The sequence below is a fragment of the Enterococcus sp. AZ089 genome (assembly GCF_050547225.1).
Lineage (GTDB): Bacteria > Bacillota > Bacilli > Lactobacillales > Enterococcaceae > Enterococcus_D > Enterococcus_D entomosocium.
The window spans coordinates 1,700,001-1,715,162 of the sequence record NZ_CP172954.1; the positions used below are offsets into that span (position 1 = coordinate 1,700,001).

General features: G+C 40.4%; 15 protein-coding genes (1 of these 15 cut by a window edge). 14 read left to right on the forward strand and 1 reads right to left on the reverse strand.

Translation table 11 applies throughout. The features are described 5' to 3' along the window. From IGJ01_RS07890 to IGJ01_RS07900, 3 genes are all read left to right on the forward strand, one after another. Positions 1-452 carry the 3' end of a hypothetical protein gene (locus IGJ01_RS07890; protein WP_194188812.1) on the forward strand. The gene continues 604 nt to the left of window position 1, outside the view, so 452 of the gene's 1,056 nt are visible here — the last part of the coding sequence; the start codon falls outside the window, past its left edge; it ends in the stop codon at positions 450-452. A 71-nt stretch (positions 453-523) separates the two neighbouring features. Beyond that, positions 524-1,531 carry a zinc-binding alcohol dehydrogenase family protein gene (locus IGJ01_RS07895; protein ID WP_016619978.1) on the forward strand — a complete coding sequence of 336 codons (1,008 nt, stop codon included), beginning with the start codon at positions 524-526 and terminating at the stop codon, positions 1,529-1,531. After that, positions 1,532-2,245: a class I SAM-dependent methyltransferase gene (locus IGJ01_RS07900; RefSeq protein WP_016619977.1), complete on the forward strand. Its 714-nt coding sequence runs from the start codon at positions 1,532-1,534 to the stop codon at positions 2,243-2,245. Between the two features lie 131 nt (positions 2,246-2,376). Here IGJ01_RS07900 and IGJ01_RS07905 read toward each other — a convergent pair whose 3' ends face one another. After that, a complete protein-coding gene (locus IGJ01_RS07905) occupies positions 2,377-3,480 on the reverse strand; it encodes an SLC13 family permease (RefSeq protein WP_016619976.1) in 1,104 nt (367 codons plus the stop codon). A 162-nt stretch (positions 3,481-3,642) separates the two neighbouring features. Between IGJ01_RS07905 and IGJ01_RS07910 the strand changes: the two genes are divergently transcribed. The 11 genes from IGJ01_RS07910 (at position 3,643) to ahpF (ending at position 14,992) form a co-directional block, all read left to right on the forward strand. Continuing rightward, complete coding sequence (locus tag IGJ01_RS07910) at positions 3,643-5,112, forward strand: helix-turn-helix domain-containing protein (RefSeq protein ID WP_008381983.1); 1,470 nt, start codon at positions 3,643-3,645, stop codon at positions 5,110-5,112. Next, positions 5,109-6,473 (forward strand): FAD-dependent oxidoreductase, encoded by a 1,365-nt coding sequence (locus IGJ01_RS07915; RefSeq protein ID WP_016619974.1) that lies wholly within the window; start codon positions 5,109-5,111, stop codon positions 6,471-6,473. The genes IGJ01_RS07910 and IGJ01_RS07915 overlap by 4 nt, the downstream gene beginning before the upstream one ends. Before the next feature lie 634 nt (positions 6,474-7,107). Continuing rightward, the gene (locus tag IGJ01_RS07920; protein WP_008381981.1) at positions 7,108-8,058 is read left to right on the forward strand and encodes an ABC transporter permease; all 951 of its coding nucleotides are present in this window, start codon (positions 7,108-7,110) and stop codon (positions 8,056-8,058) included. Beyond that, positions 8,055-8,999 carry an iron chelate uptake ABC transporter family permease subunit gene (locus tag IGJ01_RS07925; protein WP_086299481.1) on the forward strand — a complete coding sequence of 315 codons (945 nt, stop codon included), beginning with the start codon at positions 8,055-8,057 and terminating at the stop codon, positions 8,997-8,999. The genes IGJ01_RS07920 and IGJ01_RS07925 overlap by 4 nt, the downstream gene beginning before the upstream one ends. Continuing rightward, positions 8,996-9,754, forward strand: coding sequence for an ABC transporter ATP-binding protein (locus IGJ01_RS07930; RefSeq protein ID WP_008381979.1), 759 nt, complete (start codon positions 8,996-8,998; stop codon positions 9,752-9,754). The genes IGJ01_RS07925 and IGJ01_RS07930 overlap by 4 nt, the downstream gene beginning before the upstream one ends. A gap of 25 nt (positions 9,755-9,779) precedes the next feature. Further along, positions 9,780-10,751 (forward strand): siderophore ABC transporter substrate-binding protein, encoded by a 972-nt coding sequence (locus IGJ01_RS07935; protein ID WP_430601602.1) that lies wholly within the window; start codon positions 9,780-9,782, stop codon positions 10,749-10,751. 185 nt (positions 10,752-10,936) lie between these two features. Then, positions 10,937-11,269 (forward strand): PadR family transcriptional regulator, encoded by a 333-nt coding sequence (locus IGJ01_RS07940; RefSeq protein WP_016612097.1) that lies wholly within the window; start codon positions 10,937-10,939, stop codon positions 11,267-11,269. Next, positions 11,266-12,225 carry a permease prefix domain 1-containing protein gene (locus IGJ01_RS07945; protein ID WP_430601603.1) on the forward strand — a complete coding sequence of 320 codons (960 nt, stop codon included), beginning with the start codon at positions 11,266-11,268 and terminating at the stop codon, positions 12,223-12,225. The genes IGJ01_RS07940 and IGJ01_RS07945 overlap by 4 nt, the downstream gene beginning before the upstream one ends. A 152-nt stretch (positions 12,226-12,377) precedes the next feature. Next, a complete protein-coding gene (locus IGJ01_RS07950) occupies positions 12,378-12,581 on the forward strand; it encodes a hypothetical protein (protein WP_008381972.1) in 204 nt (67 codons plus the stop codon). A gap of 308 nt (positions 12,582-12,889) precedes the next feature. After that, positions 12,890-13,453, forward strand: a complete 564-nt coding sequence (ahpC, locus tag IGJ01_RS07955; protein WP_005226227.1) for an alkyl hydroperoxide reductase subunit C — start codon at positions 12,890-12,892, stop codon at positions 13,451-13,453. A gap of 9 nt (positions 13,454-13,462) precedes the next feature. Continuing rightward, on the forward strand, positions 13,463-14,992 hold the full coding sequence (ahpF, locus tag IGJ01_RS07960) for an alkyl hydroperoxide reductase subunit F (RefSeq protein WP_008381970.1): 1,530 nt from the start codon (positions 13,463-13,465) through the stop codon (positions 14,990-14,992). Positions 14,993-15,162: the final 170 nt, after the last annotated feature.

Consider the following 15,162-nt stretch of genomic DNA (forward strand, 5'->3'; position numbering starts at 1 on the left):
CCCAGTCGGTGGTGGTCAACGATGAACAGATTTTACATCTGATCAGTCAATGGCATGCCGATAATATTTTCTCAGTCAATCAACTTTCACTGTTTAATTACGATGTAAATTTGATACTGGCTCATTTAAAAGAATTGGATTTTACTGTCTCGCCAAGTTTGATCGACAATACTCAAACCTTAGCTGTCGATATGGAAACAGATTTTCCTGTTGCAGCGGAAGTCCTTGACCAAATTTTCATCATCACGATGGAAAATCAGTCGTATGATTTTATCACAGAAAACAAAGGCGAGATCCTTGTTCTGCTTGATAAAAATCAGCGTTTGACGATTCATTTGTACACAGAATCAACGTTACTCACGATTGACTCGGATCAATGGAAGCGATCTTTATTGGATTTCTTCACAAGTTATCCATTTTTGGTTCCGCTTGTCGTTCAAGGTGAAGAATAAATGTTCTAAATTGGTTAAAAGTGCTAGAATGGTTTTTATAACTATTCAGCACTTTTTTTGGAAGGAGCAGTATGATGATAAATAAAGCACTAGGTTTTTATGAAGGACGATCTTTAGATGATCCAGAAGTATTTATTGAAAAGGAATTTCCAATGCCAACTTGTCAGGCAAACGATCTATTGGTGGAAGTGCAAGCTGTTTCTGTGAATCCAATTGACACGAAACGCCGCCAAACAACCACTTTAAGTGAGAAATTCCATATCCAGGGATATGATGCAGTAGGTATAGTACATGAAATCGGCTCAGCAGTTAATGGCTTTGCCGTTGGTGATCGGGTGTTTTATGCTGGAACCACACAACGACCTGGTGCGAATCAAAGGTTTCAAGTCGTTGATTTTCGAATCGCAGCAAAGGCGCCAGCCGGCTTTTCTGACGGTGATCTTGCAGCTATGCCATTAACGAGTATTACAGCGTGGGAATTGCTTTTTGAAAAATTTGGGTATGTGCCTGAAGAAAACGCGAATGAAGGATCAATTTTATTGGTCAATGCCAGCGGTGGTGTTGGCTCGATTGCGGCGCAACTAGCAAAATGGGCAGGATTGACAGTCTATGGCACTGCGAGTCCTAAGAACGATCAATGGCTTAAAGACAATCAAGTGGATCAGGTACTTAATCACCGCTTGCCGTTAGCTGAACAAATCACTGAACCTTTTTCAGCCGTTGCACTTTTTTATGACGCCTCGGCCTATTTGCCACAATTAACGAAAGCAATCTTGCCATTTGGCAAAGTCGGAATGATCGTGAATACGAAAGAAGCGCTAGATTTAAATCCATTTAAAAACCTCGGCATCGATTTTTATTGGGAGTATATGTTCACAAAAACAGATGCTCAGTTGATGATTGAAACACAAGGGGGCATTTTGCAACGGATCGCCTCGTTGCTCGCTGACAAAAAGATCCATACGACTGCGGTCCAAACGTTTGATGGAGGAATTACCATCGAGACCTTAAAGCACGCTACAAAAGCGGTTGAGCAAGGAACAAAAGGAAAAACAGTGATCACGGGAGGCGTCCGCTAGATGGAAGAAGAGGAAGCGATGCTGTTTTGGGATGAATTTGCGCAAGAATATGCGCAAATTCAAAGAGAATCCCAATTGAAAATTGCCGAAGAGGCAGCAGCTTTTTTGGTGGAGCAGAAAGTGTTTCCGATATCGACCTTCGTTGACTTTGCTGCGGGCACTGGTCGCTACATTTCAGCTTTTTATCCTTTTGTAGATGAGTATTACGCAATTGATTTTTCAAAAGAAATGTTAAAAATCATTGAAGAAACGATTGAAGATCCGATGAGCAAGCTCCATCTGGTTCAGCAGAGCCAAAAAGACTTTTTGTCTGCAGAACAGCACTGGCCTTGTATTTTTATAGCAATGAATCCGGCAGTCAGAGACAAAGAAACCTTGCTTCAGTTTCAAAGAAAGGCCCATCAATTAATTATTCTAAGAATGATCGCAGAAGAAGAGAACGTGTTTCAGCCTTATGAAAAAAATCATTCAGCGAAGAACGATCTGAACCTAAATACTTGTTACAAGAAGTGGTTTACAGAAGAAGCGATCGATTGGCAGAGTCGGCAATTCGAGTATATTTTGAAGGAAGAGATCGATCAAGAATTATTTCATCTTTATTTTGAGGAGGAGTATTCATTGGAACAGCGGCAAGAAATGGTTCAACATGTCTTTGGTGAGGCATTGACTGTCGAAAGCCAAACGAAAATCACCTTTGAGCTTCTCTTAGCCTAGGAGAAATCACACAATAGACATCAAAAAACGAGATTCTGACATAAGATCAAGAAACAGGTACAGCAAGTAGGGTTCTGTTGACTGCTGACTGGAAACATCTTATGCTGGAATCTCGTTTTACAGTGAATTTACTACAATAAAAGGTAGACGATACTGCCTAATAACAGTAAAAAAACGACGTTAACGATAAAAAATAGCTTTTGAAACATTCCCGCTTCTTTGGGTCTGGCTTGTTTCAGTAATTTGTACCCAATCAAATTCGCCAAAGAAGCAATCAATGTACCCAAACCACCCACATTGACGCCCAAAAGAACGGCTTTTTCTAAATCGGTGAAAGGAGCAATCAAAATCGCTGCAGGAACGTTAGATATTCCTTGAGAGAGTAAAATACTACCTAAAAAAGCGCGATGTGTTTCTTGAAAATATGGTCGAATGTGATCGGTGACCAGAGGTTGGTCTTGAATATTCCCAACGATCAAGAAGAAGCAGAGGAAGGTAAGTAGTAACCGATAATCAACTTTTGCGAATAATCGTTTGTTGCTAAACCAAACCACGGCTGCGACGACGAGCACAGCGATTGAAATAGGTAGAACACTAAAAATACCAAGAATCATAAGGACAAATAATCCTGCATTGAGCAGCGCTGGCTTTTTTTCAAAGGGCTCTTCTTGCAGGGCGATTTCCAATGGAGTCTTTGGGATGAGCTGGATCGAAACAAGGAGTAATAGCAAAGAAAGTCCCACAAAGGTGCCGGTAGTCCACATGAATTGTGGCAGCGAAATCTGATAGTAAGAAAATAAAAATAGATTTTGCGGATTTCCAAATGGAAACAGGCTGCTTCCTAAATTGGCTGCCACAATCAAATAGATAGCGCCTAATAAGACACTGGTGCGCTGTTGTTCTTTCCTCGTTAAGAGTAAGTAGATGGGCAATAATGTTAAGATAGCCACGTCGTTTGTTAAAAACATCGAACTGAAGAAGCTTAGCAAGACGATTGAACGGATCAAGTCACGCAGATTGCGACTTTTTTCCACTAATTTTTGTCCAAATGCTCGTAAAAGACCAGCTTCTTCTAACCCATTGATTACTAACATCAATCCAAACAGTGATAAAATCACTTTAAAGTCAATAAATGACCAACGGAAGGTGCCGAAAAAACACGCAATGAGTGCTAGTAACAGGGAAATCGAAAATAATCGATCCGTTCGAAAAAATGCTAACATTCGTTTTCCCATAGTTCACCACCTTTCTTCTCAAGAATTTTACCATTCCCGCGCTTTAGGAACAATAAATAACGCTTTTTCCATATAACTCAAAGGCATTCAGGCAATTTTTATAGTTGACAAACGACCCATTAATTGGGAAATTAGTATGTGAAAGGTGAAGGAGGTTCAAAAATGAATGTTATGCAGCTGCTTGAAAAAAATCAGCAGGTTCATTTTCAAATTTTAGCTGTTTTTTTTCAGAACGGCTCAGAAATCTCTTACAAGAAACTTGCAAAAACATTATCCATTTCCGCACCCACTTTGCAAAAAGAACTTCAAAATCTTCATCAAAATTTAGTCGCTTTCCATGAGGATGCGGCATTGACTTATTTAGAAAATGATCAAGTACAGTTAACACTTCCGCTTGATTTCTCACTAAAAAAATTCTTTTATGCGTATCTTTCAGAAGCAATCGATTTTCAGATATTGTCGTATTTGTTTTTTCATCGAGATGAGTCAACGACGAAAATGATGTTAGAACTGATGTTGAGTGAAGCTTCATTGTTTCGTCGATTCAAAGCCATCAATCAGTTATTGAAAGAATTCGACATCCAATTAAAAAATAAAAAATTGCTTGGGGATGAAAAACAGATTCGCTTTTTCTATTATCAGTTTTTTTCACAAAGTTATCCCAATGAAGAATTGATCGCTCGCTTGAATGCACCAGCCATCAACAATTTGATTCGAGTAATCGAAAAACAGCTACAGACAACGTTTAGTCAATCCGAACGCTGGAAAGTCGGGCTGTGGTTAGGTATTATGGAAGCCCGTTTTGATTATCGTGGCTCGCAGCAGCATGAAGCATCGTATCCATTGTTGAAGTCATTGGAAAATGAAGCGATGTTCCAGCTTTTGCGGAATATATTAGGACGCTATCTCAGTCGTTTTGCCGTATCCTGGAGCGATTATGAAACGGTTTATTTCTATTTATTTTTATTAGCTGAAGGCTTGATTCGCCCTTCACTGGATGACTCCTTGCAAAAATCACTTTTCTTCCAAGAGATCGATGCGTTAAATGGGGAGCTGCTGCAGGCAATTGGTGATAGTGAGAGAAAGACTACAGAAACTTCTACGGAATTATGCGTCTTCTTGACGAGTGTGACGATCCAAGCGTTGTACATTCATGGCGGCATTATTGCCTTTGCTGAATTTCAGCCGCAAAGTGTTGCGAATGAGAGCTTGATTGAAGTGGCACAGCAAGCAATCGAACAGTTGGAGAAAAACGTAAACCAGTCCTTTTCTCTTGAGAAAAAGCAGCATTTGACCAATGAATTGCTTTTGATCCGTCAATGGATTCAAGTAAAACAGGAAAAAGCATTTACGGTCGGCATTTTGTTGACTCAATCACGATTACGCAGTGGCTTTTTGCGGCGTTTTTTGATCAAAGAATTGGCTGGCTATCCGAATATTCATTTTGAGGGGACGAAGGAGAAGGATTATGATTTATTGATCGTTGATCATTCTGAGATCTCGGAAGGCTATCGTTATAAAAAACGATTGATTTTAACAGGTGGGGCAACCCCATTTGAAGAAGAGCGGCTTCATCAAATCGTGGATGAAATACGCAATGAGAACCTTGAAAGCGAGTTGGAAAAGATATGAGAATAGTGATTATTGGAGGCTCTCATGCAGGAATTGCTGCTGCCCGTCATTTAAAAAAAGTTGACCCAAAAGTCGATGTGATAATTATTGAAAAATCAAGCGTTCTGGGTTATGTTGCTAGCAGTTTGAATTTAGTGCTGGAAGGCTACATTCAACGATTGGAAGATTCCCGAACGGCAACTACGAGTGAGCTTCTTTCTGAAGGAATCAATGTGATGTTAAACAGTGAAGTCACAAAAATCTTTCCGCAAGAACAAACGGTTCATTTTGTCACATCAACGGAATCTTATCAGCAAGAAGACGAAGTGAGTTATGATGGCTTGATTTTGGCGATGGGATCGAGTACTTTCCGTTCGGAGTTTGCCTCAGATGTCGAAGCACATATAACGACCTACAAAACCATTGGTCAATCAAAGCAAGCGTTAGAAAAAATCGAAAGTGCGCAAACCGTGGCGATCGTTGGCGCGGGTCTGATTGGGTTTGAATTGGCTGAATCTTTAAGTGGCCAGCAAAAAGCCGTTCATTTGATTGATCGAATGGATACCCTTTTGTTCCGTTATTTTGATCAAGAAATTGCTGAAATTTTGATGGCGCGCTTTCCAGAGAACTTACAAATCTATCTTAACAGCAATGTCGCCCATACGATCAAAGACGAGAAGGGTGAATATCAGGGAATCGAGCTTTCAAACGGAACCAAGATTCGAGCTGACGTGGTCGTTTATGCCGTAAATCCGCGACCGAATGTCGCATTGGTTGAAGACTTTTTAAAACTAAATCTCGATGGCACGGTATTTACAAATGAATATTTACAAACGTCTGACCCAGCGATTTATGCAATTGGTGACCTGGTTTCGATTCCTTTCAATCATTCGGATAGCTCTTTGTATATCCCTTTAGTGACTAATGCTTATCGGACGGGGATCGTAGCTGCCACCAATTTATTGGCAAATGAACGGGGAACGACGAAAATTCCTTTTCCAAAAATGCAACGGACCGTCGTTAGTAAACTGTTTGGCTATTTCGTCAGCAGTTCAGGTATTAATGAGACCGAGGCACCGTATTACGGCTTTGAAGTAGATTCAGTGACGCAGACATTTCATTCTCGGACATTTTTCGCGACAGATGAGGATTTTGAAGTAACGTTAAAACTGATTTTTGATCAGCAAACGAAAGTGATTATGGGGGGACAAATCATTACGAGTGATCGTGGAAGTTTGGAGATCATCAATACGATCTCAACCTTGATCAATAGCAAGACGACCTTGCACCAACTAGCGACAATGGATTACTTTTTCAATCCAACCATTTCTTTCCCTTTGCACTTTTTGAATCAATTAGCCCTTGATGGCTTGTTAAAGTAAAATAATAACTCTTGATAAACCTGCGATGATCGTAGGTTTATTTTTTTTAATTACAGATAATCGGGAAAGACTATCGATTACAATCAGTGACTGGTATCGCGTATTGAAAACAGGTAGGCTTTTGTCGGAGATTGAATTCAACTGGTATCATGATTTTTTGGAAGAAGAAACTCAAAACGAAAACTATAAAACTCGTTCCACGACTAAACTGTTTTTACTCACAATTTCTTATCGATAGACGAATGGTGTTTAGGTGGAGGAGACGGCGCGTCATTTGCTTTTATCTGAAAAGTTACATCACCATTGCATCAGTAAGTGCTGGCTTTACAAGGGTTTCAATAGATGAAAATAATTGCAAATCTAAGTGATCTGTTATTGAATGATCCTCATAAAATGAATATAGTATGAGCGAGCATTTTATAATTAAAGCAATAAAATAGACAATATTGAGATAAAAATAAGTTTTCTCGCAAGGATATAAGAGAAAAACATCACATAATCCTTTTCTTTACACACTCATTTTTTCGAAATTGCGATAGGAAAGGGATTTTTTAAAAAAAATTCTTGTGATTTTAAGTGAAATACGTTACCCTATTAAAGAGAGTGAGAATCATTCTCAATAAGGGGGCGGGGCATGTTTAAAAAAATCGGATTACTGCTGATCTTTGTTCTTCTAGTGGGTTGCTCCTTGTTGGCAGGCACCCATGAATTGTCTTTATCAGGTTTACAGCAGGGTGATCCGAATCATTGGCTTGTTTTGGTAAAAGTTAGGCTTCCACGGACGATCAGTTTGATCATTGCAGGTGGGATCATTAGTATCTGTGGAAAAATTATGCAACACATGATGCAAAATAAATTTGTGGCCTCGGAGTCGATTGGACTGACGGATAGCGCCCGTTTAGGAATTTTGCTGGTTATGCTCTTTCTACCAAATGCCTCAAATTTGATTCGCACTACAGCAGCATTTGTGTTTGCCTACGCAGGTGTGTTGTTCTTTTTATTTTTAAGCCAATTTCTACCAAAGAAAGATCCAATGATGCTGCCGTTAACAGGGGTGATGTTCGGTAATATCATCGGGGCTATCAGTAGCTTCTTAGCCTATCGCTTCCAATTGGTTCAAAATGTTTCTTCTTGGCTGCAAGGAAATTTTGCCACCATTATGGTTGGACAGTATGAACTTTTGTATTTGACGATTCCCGTTTTCGGTCTATTGTATTTCTTGGCTTATGAGATCACGATCGCCGGTTTAGGAGAAAGTGCGGCTAAGAGTCTGGGAATCAATTACTTGTTCTTGCGTTTTGCTGTATTTGCGCTGGTGGCGTTTGCTAGCAGTATCGTTTTATTGACTGTGGGGCAAATTCCTTTTTTAGGGATCGTTATCCCAAATATGATCGGCATGGTTTTTGGGGATCACTTGAAAAACAATCTGCTTTTGATCAGCTTTGCCGGAAGCGCGTTCTTGCTATTGTGTGATGTATTGGCGAGAATCGTCATCGCACCTTATGAAATGCCGGTCAGTGTTGTTGCCGGCGTACTGGGTGGCTGCTGTTTCTTGATTTTGCTTCTGGGGAGGAAATTTCGATGAAGAAAAAACTTTTTCTTTTGTTGTTTCTGATCCTTTGTGCATGTGGTGCCTATCTGACCTATAACACCTATGGAAACTGGTCATTTGCTTTTGCATTAAGGGGACGCCGAATCTTGGCTTTTGCCTTAGTTGCAATCGCCATCTCCTTTAGTACCATCACCTTACAGACACTGACAAGCAATCGCTATCTGACCCCTGGAATTTTAGGCTTGGACCAACTGTATGTTCTTGTTCAAACCCTTTGTTTCTTTTTTATCGGCGGAATTCAGATGCTGAGCCAAGAAACAGCAACGATGTTTTTGTTTTCTGTCGGCTTAACTGCCGTTCTAGGTAGCTTCTTAATTGGCTTTTTCTATCAAAAATCAGTCGCTGGGTTGTTTTTGTTATTGATGGCAGGGATGGTCTGTGGCACGATGTTCGGTAGTCTCAGCACCTTTCTGCAAGTGTTGATGGATCCAAATGAATATGATTTACTACAAGGTCGTTTGTTTGCCAGCTTTGGCAATATCAATACCCAGCATCTACTGATTGCTGCCGCGATCATTTTGCTAGGGAGTATCTGTCTGGTTCTGCTGATTCCAGAATTGAATTTGCTCCATTTAGGAAGTGGGCAAGCCAAAAGTTTAGGTGTATCTGTTCAATGGCTTCATAAAGGTGTTTTATTTTTGATTGCTTTACTGACAGGCACCGCCACTGCTTTAGTTGGTCCAGCAGTTTTTCTAGGCTTTGTGGTGGCGACGATCACCTATCAGCTTTTCCCAACTTATCGTCACGGCTGGTTGTTTTTCGGTGGGAGTTTGATTGGTTTTCTCCTGTTGGTAGGAGGTCAATTCCTAGTGGAACAGGTCTTTCAATGGCAAACGACCATCGGCACCGTGATCCAATTATTAGGCGGTATCTTCTTTATAAGCAAATTGCTGCTGGAAAGGAAAAAATCATGATCGAAACCAAAAATGTATCCAAGAATTATGCAAAAACACAAGTTTTGACGGAATGTTCTATAGCGTTGCCGGAACAGAAAATGATTGCCTTCATCGGGCCCAATGGTGCCGGAAAAAGTACCTTGCTTTCTTTAGTCAGTCGGATGTTGGATCAACGCACCGGTGATATTTATCTGGATGGAACGGAGATTCGTCAATGGAAGTCCAAAGAGCTAGCAAAAAAAATGGCTTTTTTGCAGCAAAGCAATCGCTATGCCGTCAATCTGACTGTAAGAGAGCTGGTGGCATTTGGTCGCTATCCGTATAACCGGGGGCGACAATCGGCAGCAGATGATGGGATCATTGATGACGCTTTGTCTAAGTTATCTCTAACCGAATATAGTGATCAATCGATTCATGAACTTTCTGGTGGTCAGTTACAACGAGTTTACTTGGCGATGATTTTAGCCCAAGATACAGATTATCTACTCTTGGACGAACCGTTAAACAATTTAGATTTAAAACACGCCAACCAGCTGATGAAGCTATTGACAACCTTGGTGGAAGACTATCAGAAAACTGTTGTGATCGTTTTGCACGACATTAATTTTGCAGCACGGTATGCCGATCACATCGTCGCGATGAAAGATGGTCAGATTTTTAAAGCGGCTGACACAGAGGCAGTGATTCAAGAACAACTATTAGAATCATTGTATGAGATTCCAATCAAACTGGTACAAGTGGATGGGCGGCAATTTTGCTACACCTTCCAATAAAAAATATGTTTCAAAGGAGGAAAAAATGAAAAAAATAGCAGTAAGTTTTATGAGTATTTTCGTATTAGCGGGGTTGACCGCTTGCGGCTCGAATAATACAGGGACAACAGATTCAACGGGTACAGCTCAAACCCAAGTAGAAGAAAGTACACAAACGCCGACAGAAGTCGAGATTACGGACAGCAATGGGACTGTCACTGTTCCTTATGCGCCGGAAAAAGTTGTTGTCTTTGACAACAGTGCATTAGATACGATGGATGCACTTGGCCTTGGGGATCGAATCGTTGCTGCCGCAACCAGCAATTTGCCAGATTATTTATCAGCGTATGCGGATGTTGAATCAGCAGGGGGAATCAAAGAGCCTGATTTAGAAAAAATCAATCAACTGCAGCCAGACCTAATCATTATTTCTGGTCGACAACGTGATTTCCAAGAGGAATTGTCTGCAATCGCGCCAACCGTTTTCTTAAGCGTTGACAATAGTGATACTTGGGCATCGATCGAAGCCAACATTACGACCATTGGTCAAATTTTTGGTAAGGAAGAGGAAGCGCAAGAACAACTAGCATCGTTACAAGGTCAGATTGATACCTTGAAGGAGCAAGCGCAAAATGCTGACGAGAAAGCCTTGGTTGTTATGGTAAATGAAGGCAATCTTTCTGCTTTTGGTCCAGTTTCTCGTTACAGTATCTTGTATGACACGTTTGGTTTCCCAGCAGTAGATGAGGAATTAGAGGCGTCGACACATGGACAAAGTATTTCTTATGAGTACTTGCTTGAAAAAAATCCTGATGTCATTTTCGTGATCGATCGGACAAAAGCGATCGGTGGCAATGAAAGCGAAAGTGAATTTGTTGCAAATGAAATTGTTCAAGAAACAAATGCAGGGCAAAACGATCAAGTGATTGAATTGGATGCTGCGGTTTGGTATTTAGCTGGTTCCGGATTGGAGTCGATCCAATTGATGATGGATGATGTCAAGCCAGCCGTTGAATAAATAGGTGAAAAAAATTAAGTAATAAGGGACACGCTTATCAGTTTACTGAGAAAGCGTGTCTTTTTATTCGAACTGTTTCTAGGACCTGCGACTGATTTTTGACAAGTTATCCAGCTTTACTTTACCTGTCGTAGTAATTGATTTATAATTAGTACGACAGATGAAGTAATTTAGGAGGCGATTGCGTGATCTCGAGTGACGGAATTCGCGGCTATAACGACGCAATCATTTTATCCATTCTTTCGAAAGAAGACTCTTATGGATATGAAATATCCAAGCGTATTCGTGAAGGAACAGATGCTTTATATGTGATCAAAGAAACGACGTTGTATTCCGCTTTTACTCGGTTAGAAAAACAAGGATTGATCCGTTCGTATCCCGGAGAAGTGACACATGGCAAAAAGCGGACCTATTACCAGATAACTGCAGACGGAAAAGCAAGCCTTTCGGAGAAACTATTGGAGTGGCAGCAGACGAAGATCGTCGTTGACCAGTTCTTACAAGGAGGAGACAAATGAAAACCATTCATGACTATCTAGACAGCTTATTTTTATCAGTACCCATCACACCGGAAACGAAGAAGGCAAAAGAAGATCTTTTAGCAATTATGGAAGACCATTACTTGGAACTGATTCACCAAGGGAAAAGTGAGCATGAAGCCATCGGTGCGGTGATCAGCGAGTTTGGTTCGGTGGATGAACTGCTGCAAGAGTTAGATGTTTCAAAAGAAGAAGAGCCGATTGATGATTGGTCCGATGCCATCACAGAAGACGATGCGTTTGATTATTGGGGAACTGTGCGGCACTTTGCTTTTTCGTTCTCGATAGGAATCGGCTTTTGTATCGCCTCCCTAGCAGCCCTAATGCTCTTTGTTAGTGTTTATGCTGAGACCTTTGGAATAATGGTGATGTTTCTTTTCATCGCCATCGGGGTTGGTTTTATCATCTCTAGCAGTTTGCACTTTTCCGGTGCTCGTAAGCAGTTAGATGATCGACCAATCAAAAGGGATGCCAAACGAGAAGCCGCTCAGCAACTAGCAAATTATGAAAAAAGTTTTCGTATTGGTCTTGTTTTAGGAATTGGTGCCTGTATTTTATCAATTGCGCCTGTACTTTTAAGTGAATTGTTTTATTATTCTGTTGAGTTTGGTATTTCCTTGTTTTTCTTGACAGTTGCAGTGGGTGTGTTCTTTATTATTTATGTAAGTATTATTCGTACAGGCTTTGCGAAGCTGGCAACTGAGACGTATTTTATTCGTGACGAAGAGAATCTTGGTGATCGAGCAACACGTCATAAATATGGCGAATCCGCTGGTAGAGTTACCTTTTTTCGAACAGTCTACTGGCCAGTGATTTTGGTCGTTTATATGCTTTGGTCCTTCATGTTTCATGCATGGGCATACTCTTGGGTCATTTTTGTGATTGGTGGTGTCTTAGAGGACTACTTTATCGGTCAGACAAAAGCCAAAAAATAAGAGATGTTTCAACCGAGAGTGGTTTCTTTACTTTTAAAAAAAGGAAGACTATAATACGGCTTGTAACTGAACCAAGCAAAAAGAACAGCGAGAAATAAGATCCTCTCAATGCTTTTTCAAAAGTTCAGAATACAAGAAAAGAGGCAATGGATATGTTAGAAATTCATTATCTGAAAAATGGTAGCAAAGAAATAACAACAATTGAATCCCCAGAGCGCTTTCTCGCAAGTCAATACTTGGAAGTTCCACCTTTTCAAGATCATTACCCAGTCGAAGAAGTTTTTCTAGACGGCAAGCGGATTACATTGAAGGAGCGAACGATCGGTGGATTGTTCAACTATTTCAATACTAAATAAAAAAATTGTCTTTTTTTATGACTCACTTTCCATTGTGAGGAATCATAGGAAGAGGCAATCTTTTTTTGTTTAATTGAGAATAAGAGATGTAATTGAGAATCTAACAGGTAGGAACTTTGCTTAGAAATGATTAGCCAAACTTATTACTATACTCCATTTGCTTTCGATAAAAAATAAATATGCTCATTTCTGAGGATGATAACATTTTTTTTGACTATTTCTGAATAAACTATTGCATTTTGTAGTTAGATATACTAATAATTAATAGAGATTATTCTCAAATAATTATTCTAATTGGAGGAAATGATATGTCATTAATTGGAAAAGAGATTGGTTCATTCGAAGCGAAAGCTTACCACAATGGAAAATTTATCGATGTTTCATCAGAAGATTTTAAAGGAAAATGGAACGTTGTTTGTTTTTATCCTGCAGATTTCTCATTTGTTTGTCCGACAGAACTTGAGGATTTGCAAGACCAATATGCATCATTAAAAGAATTAGGCGCAGAAGTTTATTCTGTATCAACTGACACCCACTACACACATAAAGCGTGGCATGACCACTCTGATGCTATCAATAAAATCGAATATATCATGATTGCTGATCCTTCTCATGTGATCTCAGAAATCTTTGATGTATTAGACGAAGCATCAGGTTTGTCTCAACGTGGTACATTTATCATCGATCCGGATGGTGTGGTACAAACGGTTGAAATCAATGCGGATGGTATCGGTCGTGATGCTAGTGGTTTGATCGATAAAATCCGTGCCGCACAATATGTCCGTACCCATCCAGGTGAAGTATGTCCTGCAAAATGGAAAGAAGGCGAAGAAACTTTAACGCCAAGCTTAGACCTTGTAGGCAAGATTTAGGAGGCTCTCATGGCATTAGATAAGGCAATCAAAGACCAACTGACGCAATATCTAGCGATGCTAGAATCAGAGGTTGTTTTTGCGGCGACTTTAGGTGAGGATGATTCTTCAACGAAAGTACGTGAATTCTTAGAAGAAATCGCAGAAATGTCGTCAAAAATCACGATTCAAGCTGTAGCAAGTGAACGGACACCAAGCTTTTCGATCAATCGTCCCGGTGAAGAAAGCGGCATCGCTTTTGCTGGTTTACCGTTAGGACATGAGTTCACTTCATTTATTTTAGCGTTGCTTCAAGTAAGCGGTCGTCCGCCGAAAATTGATGAAGCACTTCAAAAGCGCATCAAAGCGATCGATAAGCCATTACATTTTGAAACCTATGTCAGTTTGACCTGCCATAACTGTCCTGATGTTGTTCAAGCGTTAAACATTATGGCAGTGCTAAATCCTTCCATCAGTCACACCATGATCGAAGGTGGGATGTTCAAAGAAGAAATTGACAAGAAAAAAATTATGGCTGTGCCAACAGTCTTTCTAGATGGGGAAGAATTTGCAAGCGGCCGACAAACGATCGAACAGTTGTTGGAAAAAGCAGCTGGTCCGACGAGTAAAGATGACTTTGCTGAAAAAGAGCTTTTCGATGTATTAGTTGTCGGTGGCGGACCTGCAGGCGGAAGCGCAGCGATTTATGCAGCGCGTAAAGGCATCAATACTGGGATGGTTGTCGAAACAATGGGTGGACAAGTAATGGAAACCCTGGGGATCGAAAATATGATCGGTACCCCTTATACCGAAGGTCCAAAATTAATGCGTCAGGTAGAAGAGCACATCAACGAATACAATGTAGACGTGATGAAAGGTCAGCGTGCGAAAGATATTCGCCGCAATGACGTCATCGAAGTTGAATTAGAAAATGGTGCAGTATTAAAAACCAAAACGGCCATTTTAGCAACTGGCGCTCGCTGGCGCAACATCAATGTTCCGGGAGAAAAAGAATTCAAAAATAAAGGTGTTGCCTATTGTCCGCATTGTGACGGTCCGTTATTTGCTGGGAAAGAAGTTGCCGTCATTGGTGGCGGAAACTCTGGGATCGAAGCAGCAATCGATTTAGCTGGCATGGCGAAACATGTCTATGTTCTTGAATTTTTACCAGAACTAAAAGCGGACCTTGTGCTACAAAACCGTTTGAACACGTTAGATAATGTGACTGTTATTACGAATGCGGCAACGAAGGAAATTGTTGGATCCGATCATGTCGAACAATTGACCTACGTTGATCGTGAAACGAATGGTGAATTCACTTTAGCTGTGGAGGGTGTCTTCATTTTGATTGGCTTGATGCCGAATACTGAATGGTTAAAAGATCGTGTCGTCTTAAATGAACGCAATGAGATCGTGGTGGACAAACATGGCGCAACCAACATTGAAGGGGTCTTTGCAGCGGGAGATTGTACCGATAGTGTATACAAACAGATCATCACTTCAATGGGTTCAGGTGCCACTGCTGCATTAGGTGCGTTTGATTACCTGATTCGCTCGTAAGTAGGCTTATTATTTGATCTAGATCAGAAACGTCTCAGGAGCTTCTAGCAGCTTCTGAGACGTTTTTTCTTTGAGGGGAAGGAGATTTGAAGGAAGTTGACAGAAGGACAGTTTCTATATTACAATGAAAAAAACTCGTTCAAAAAAGAAAGAGGTATATTAATGAGTGT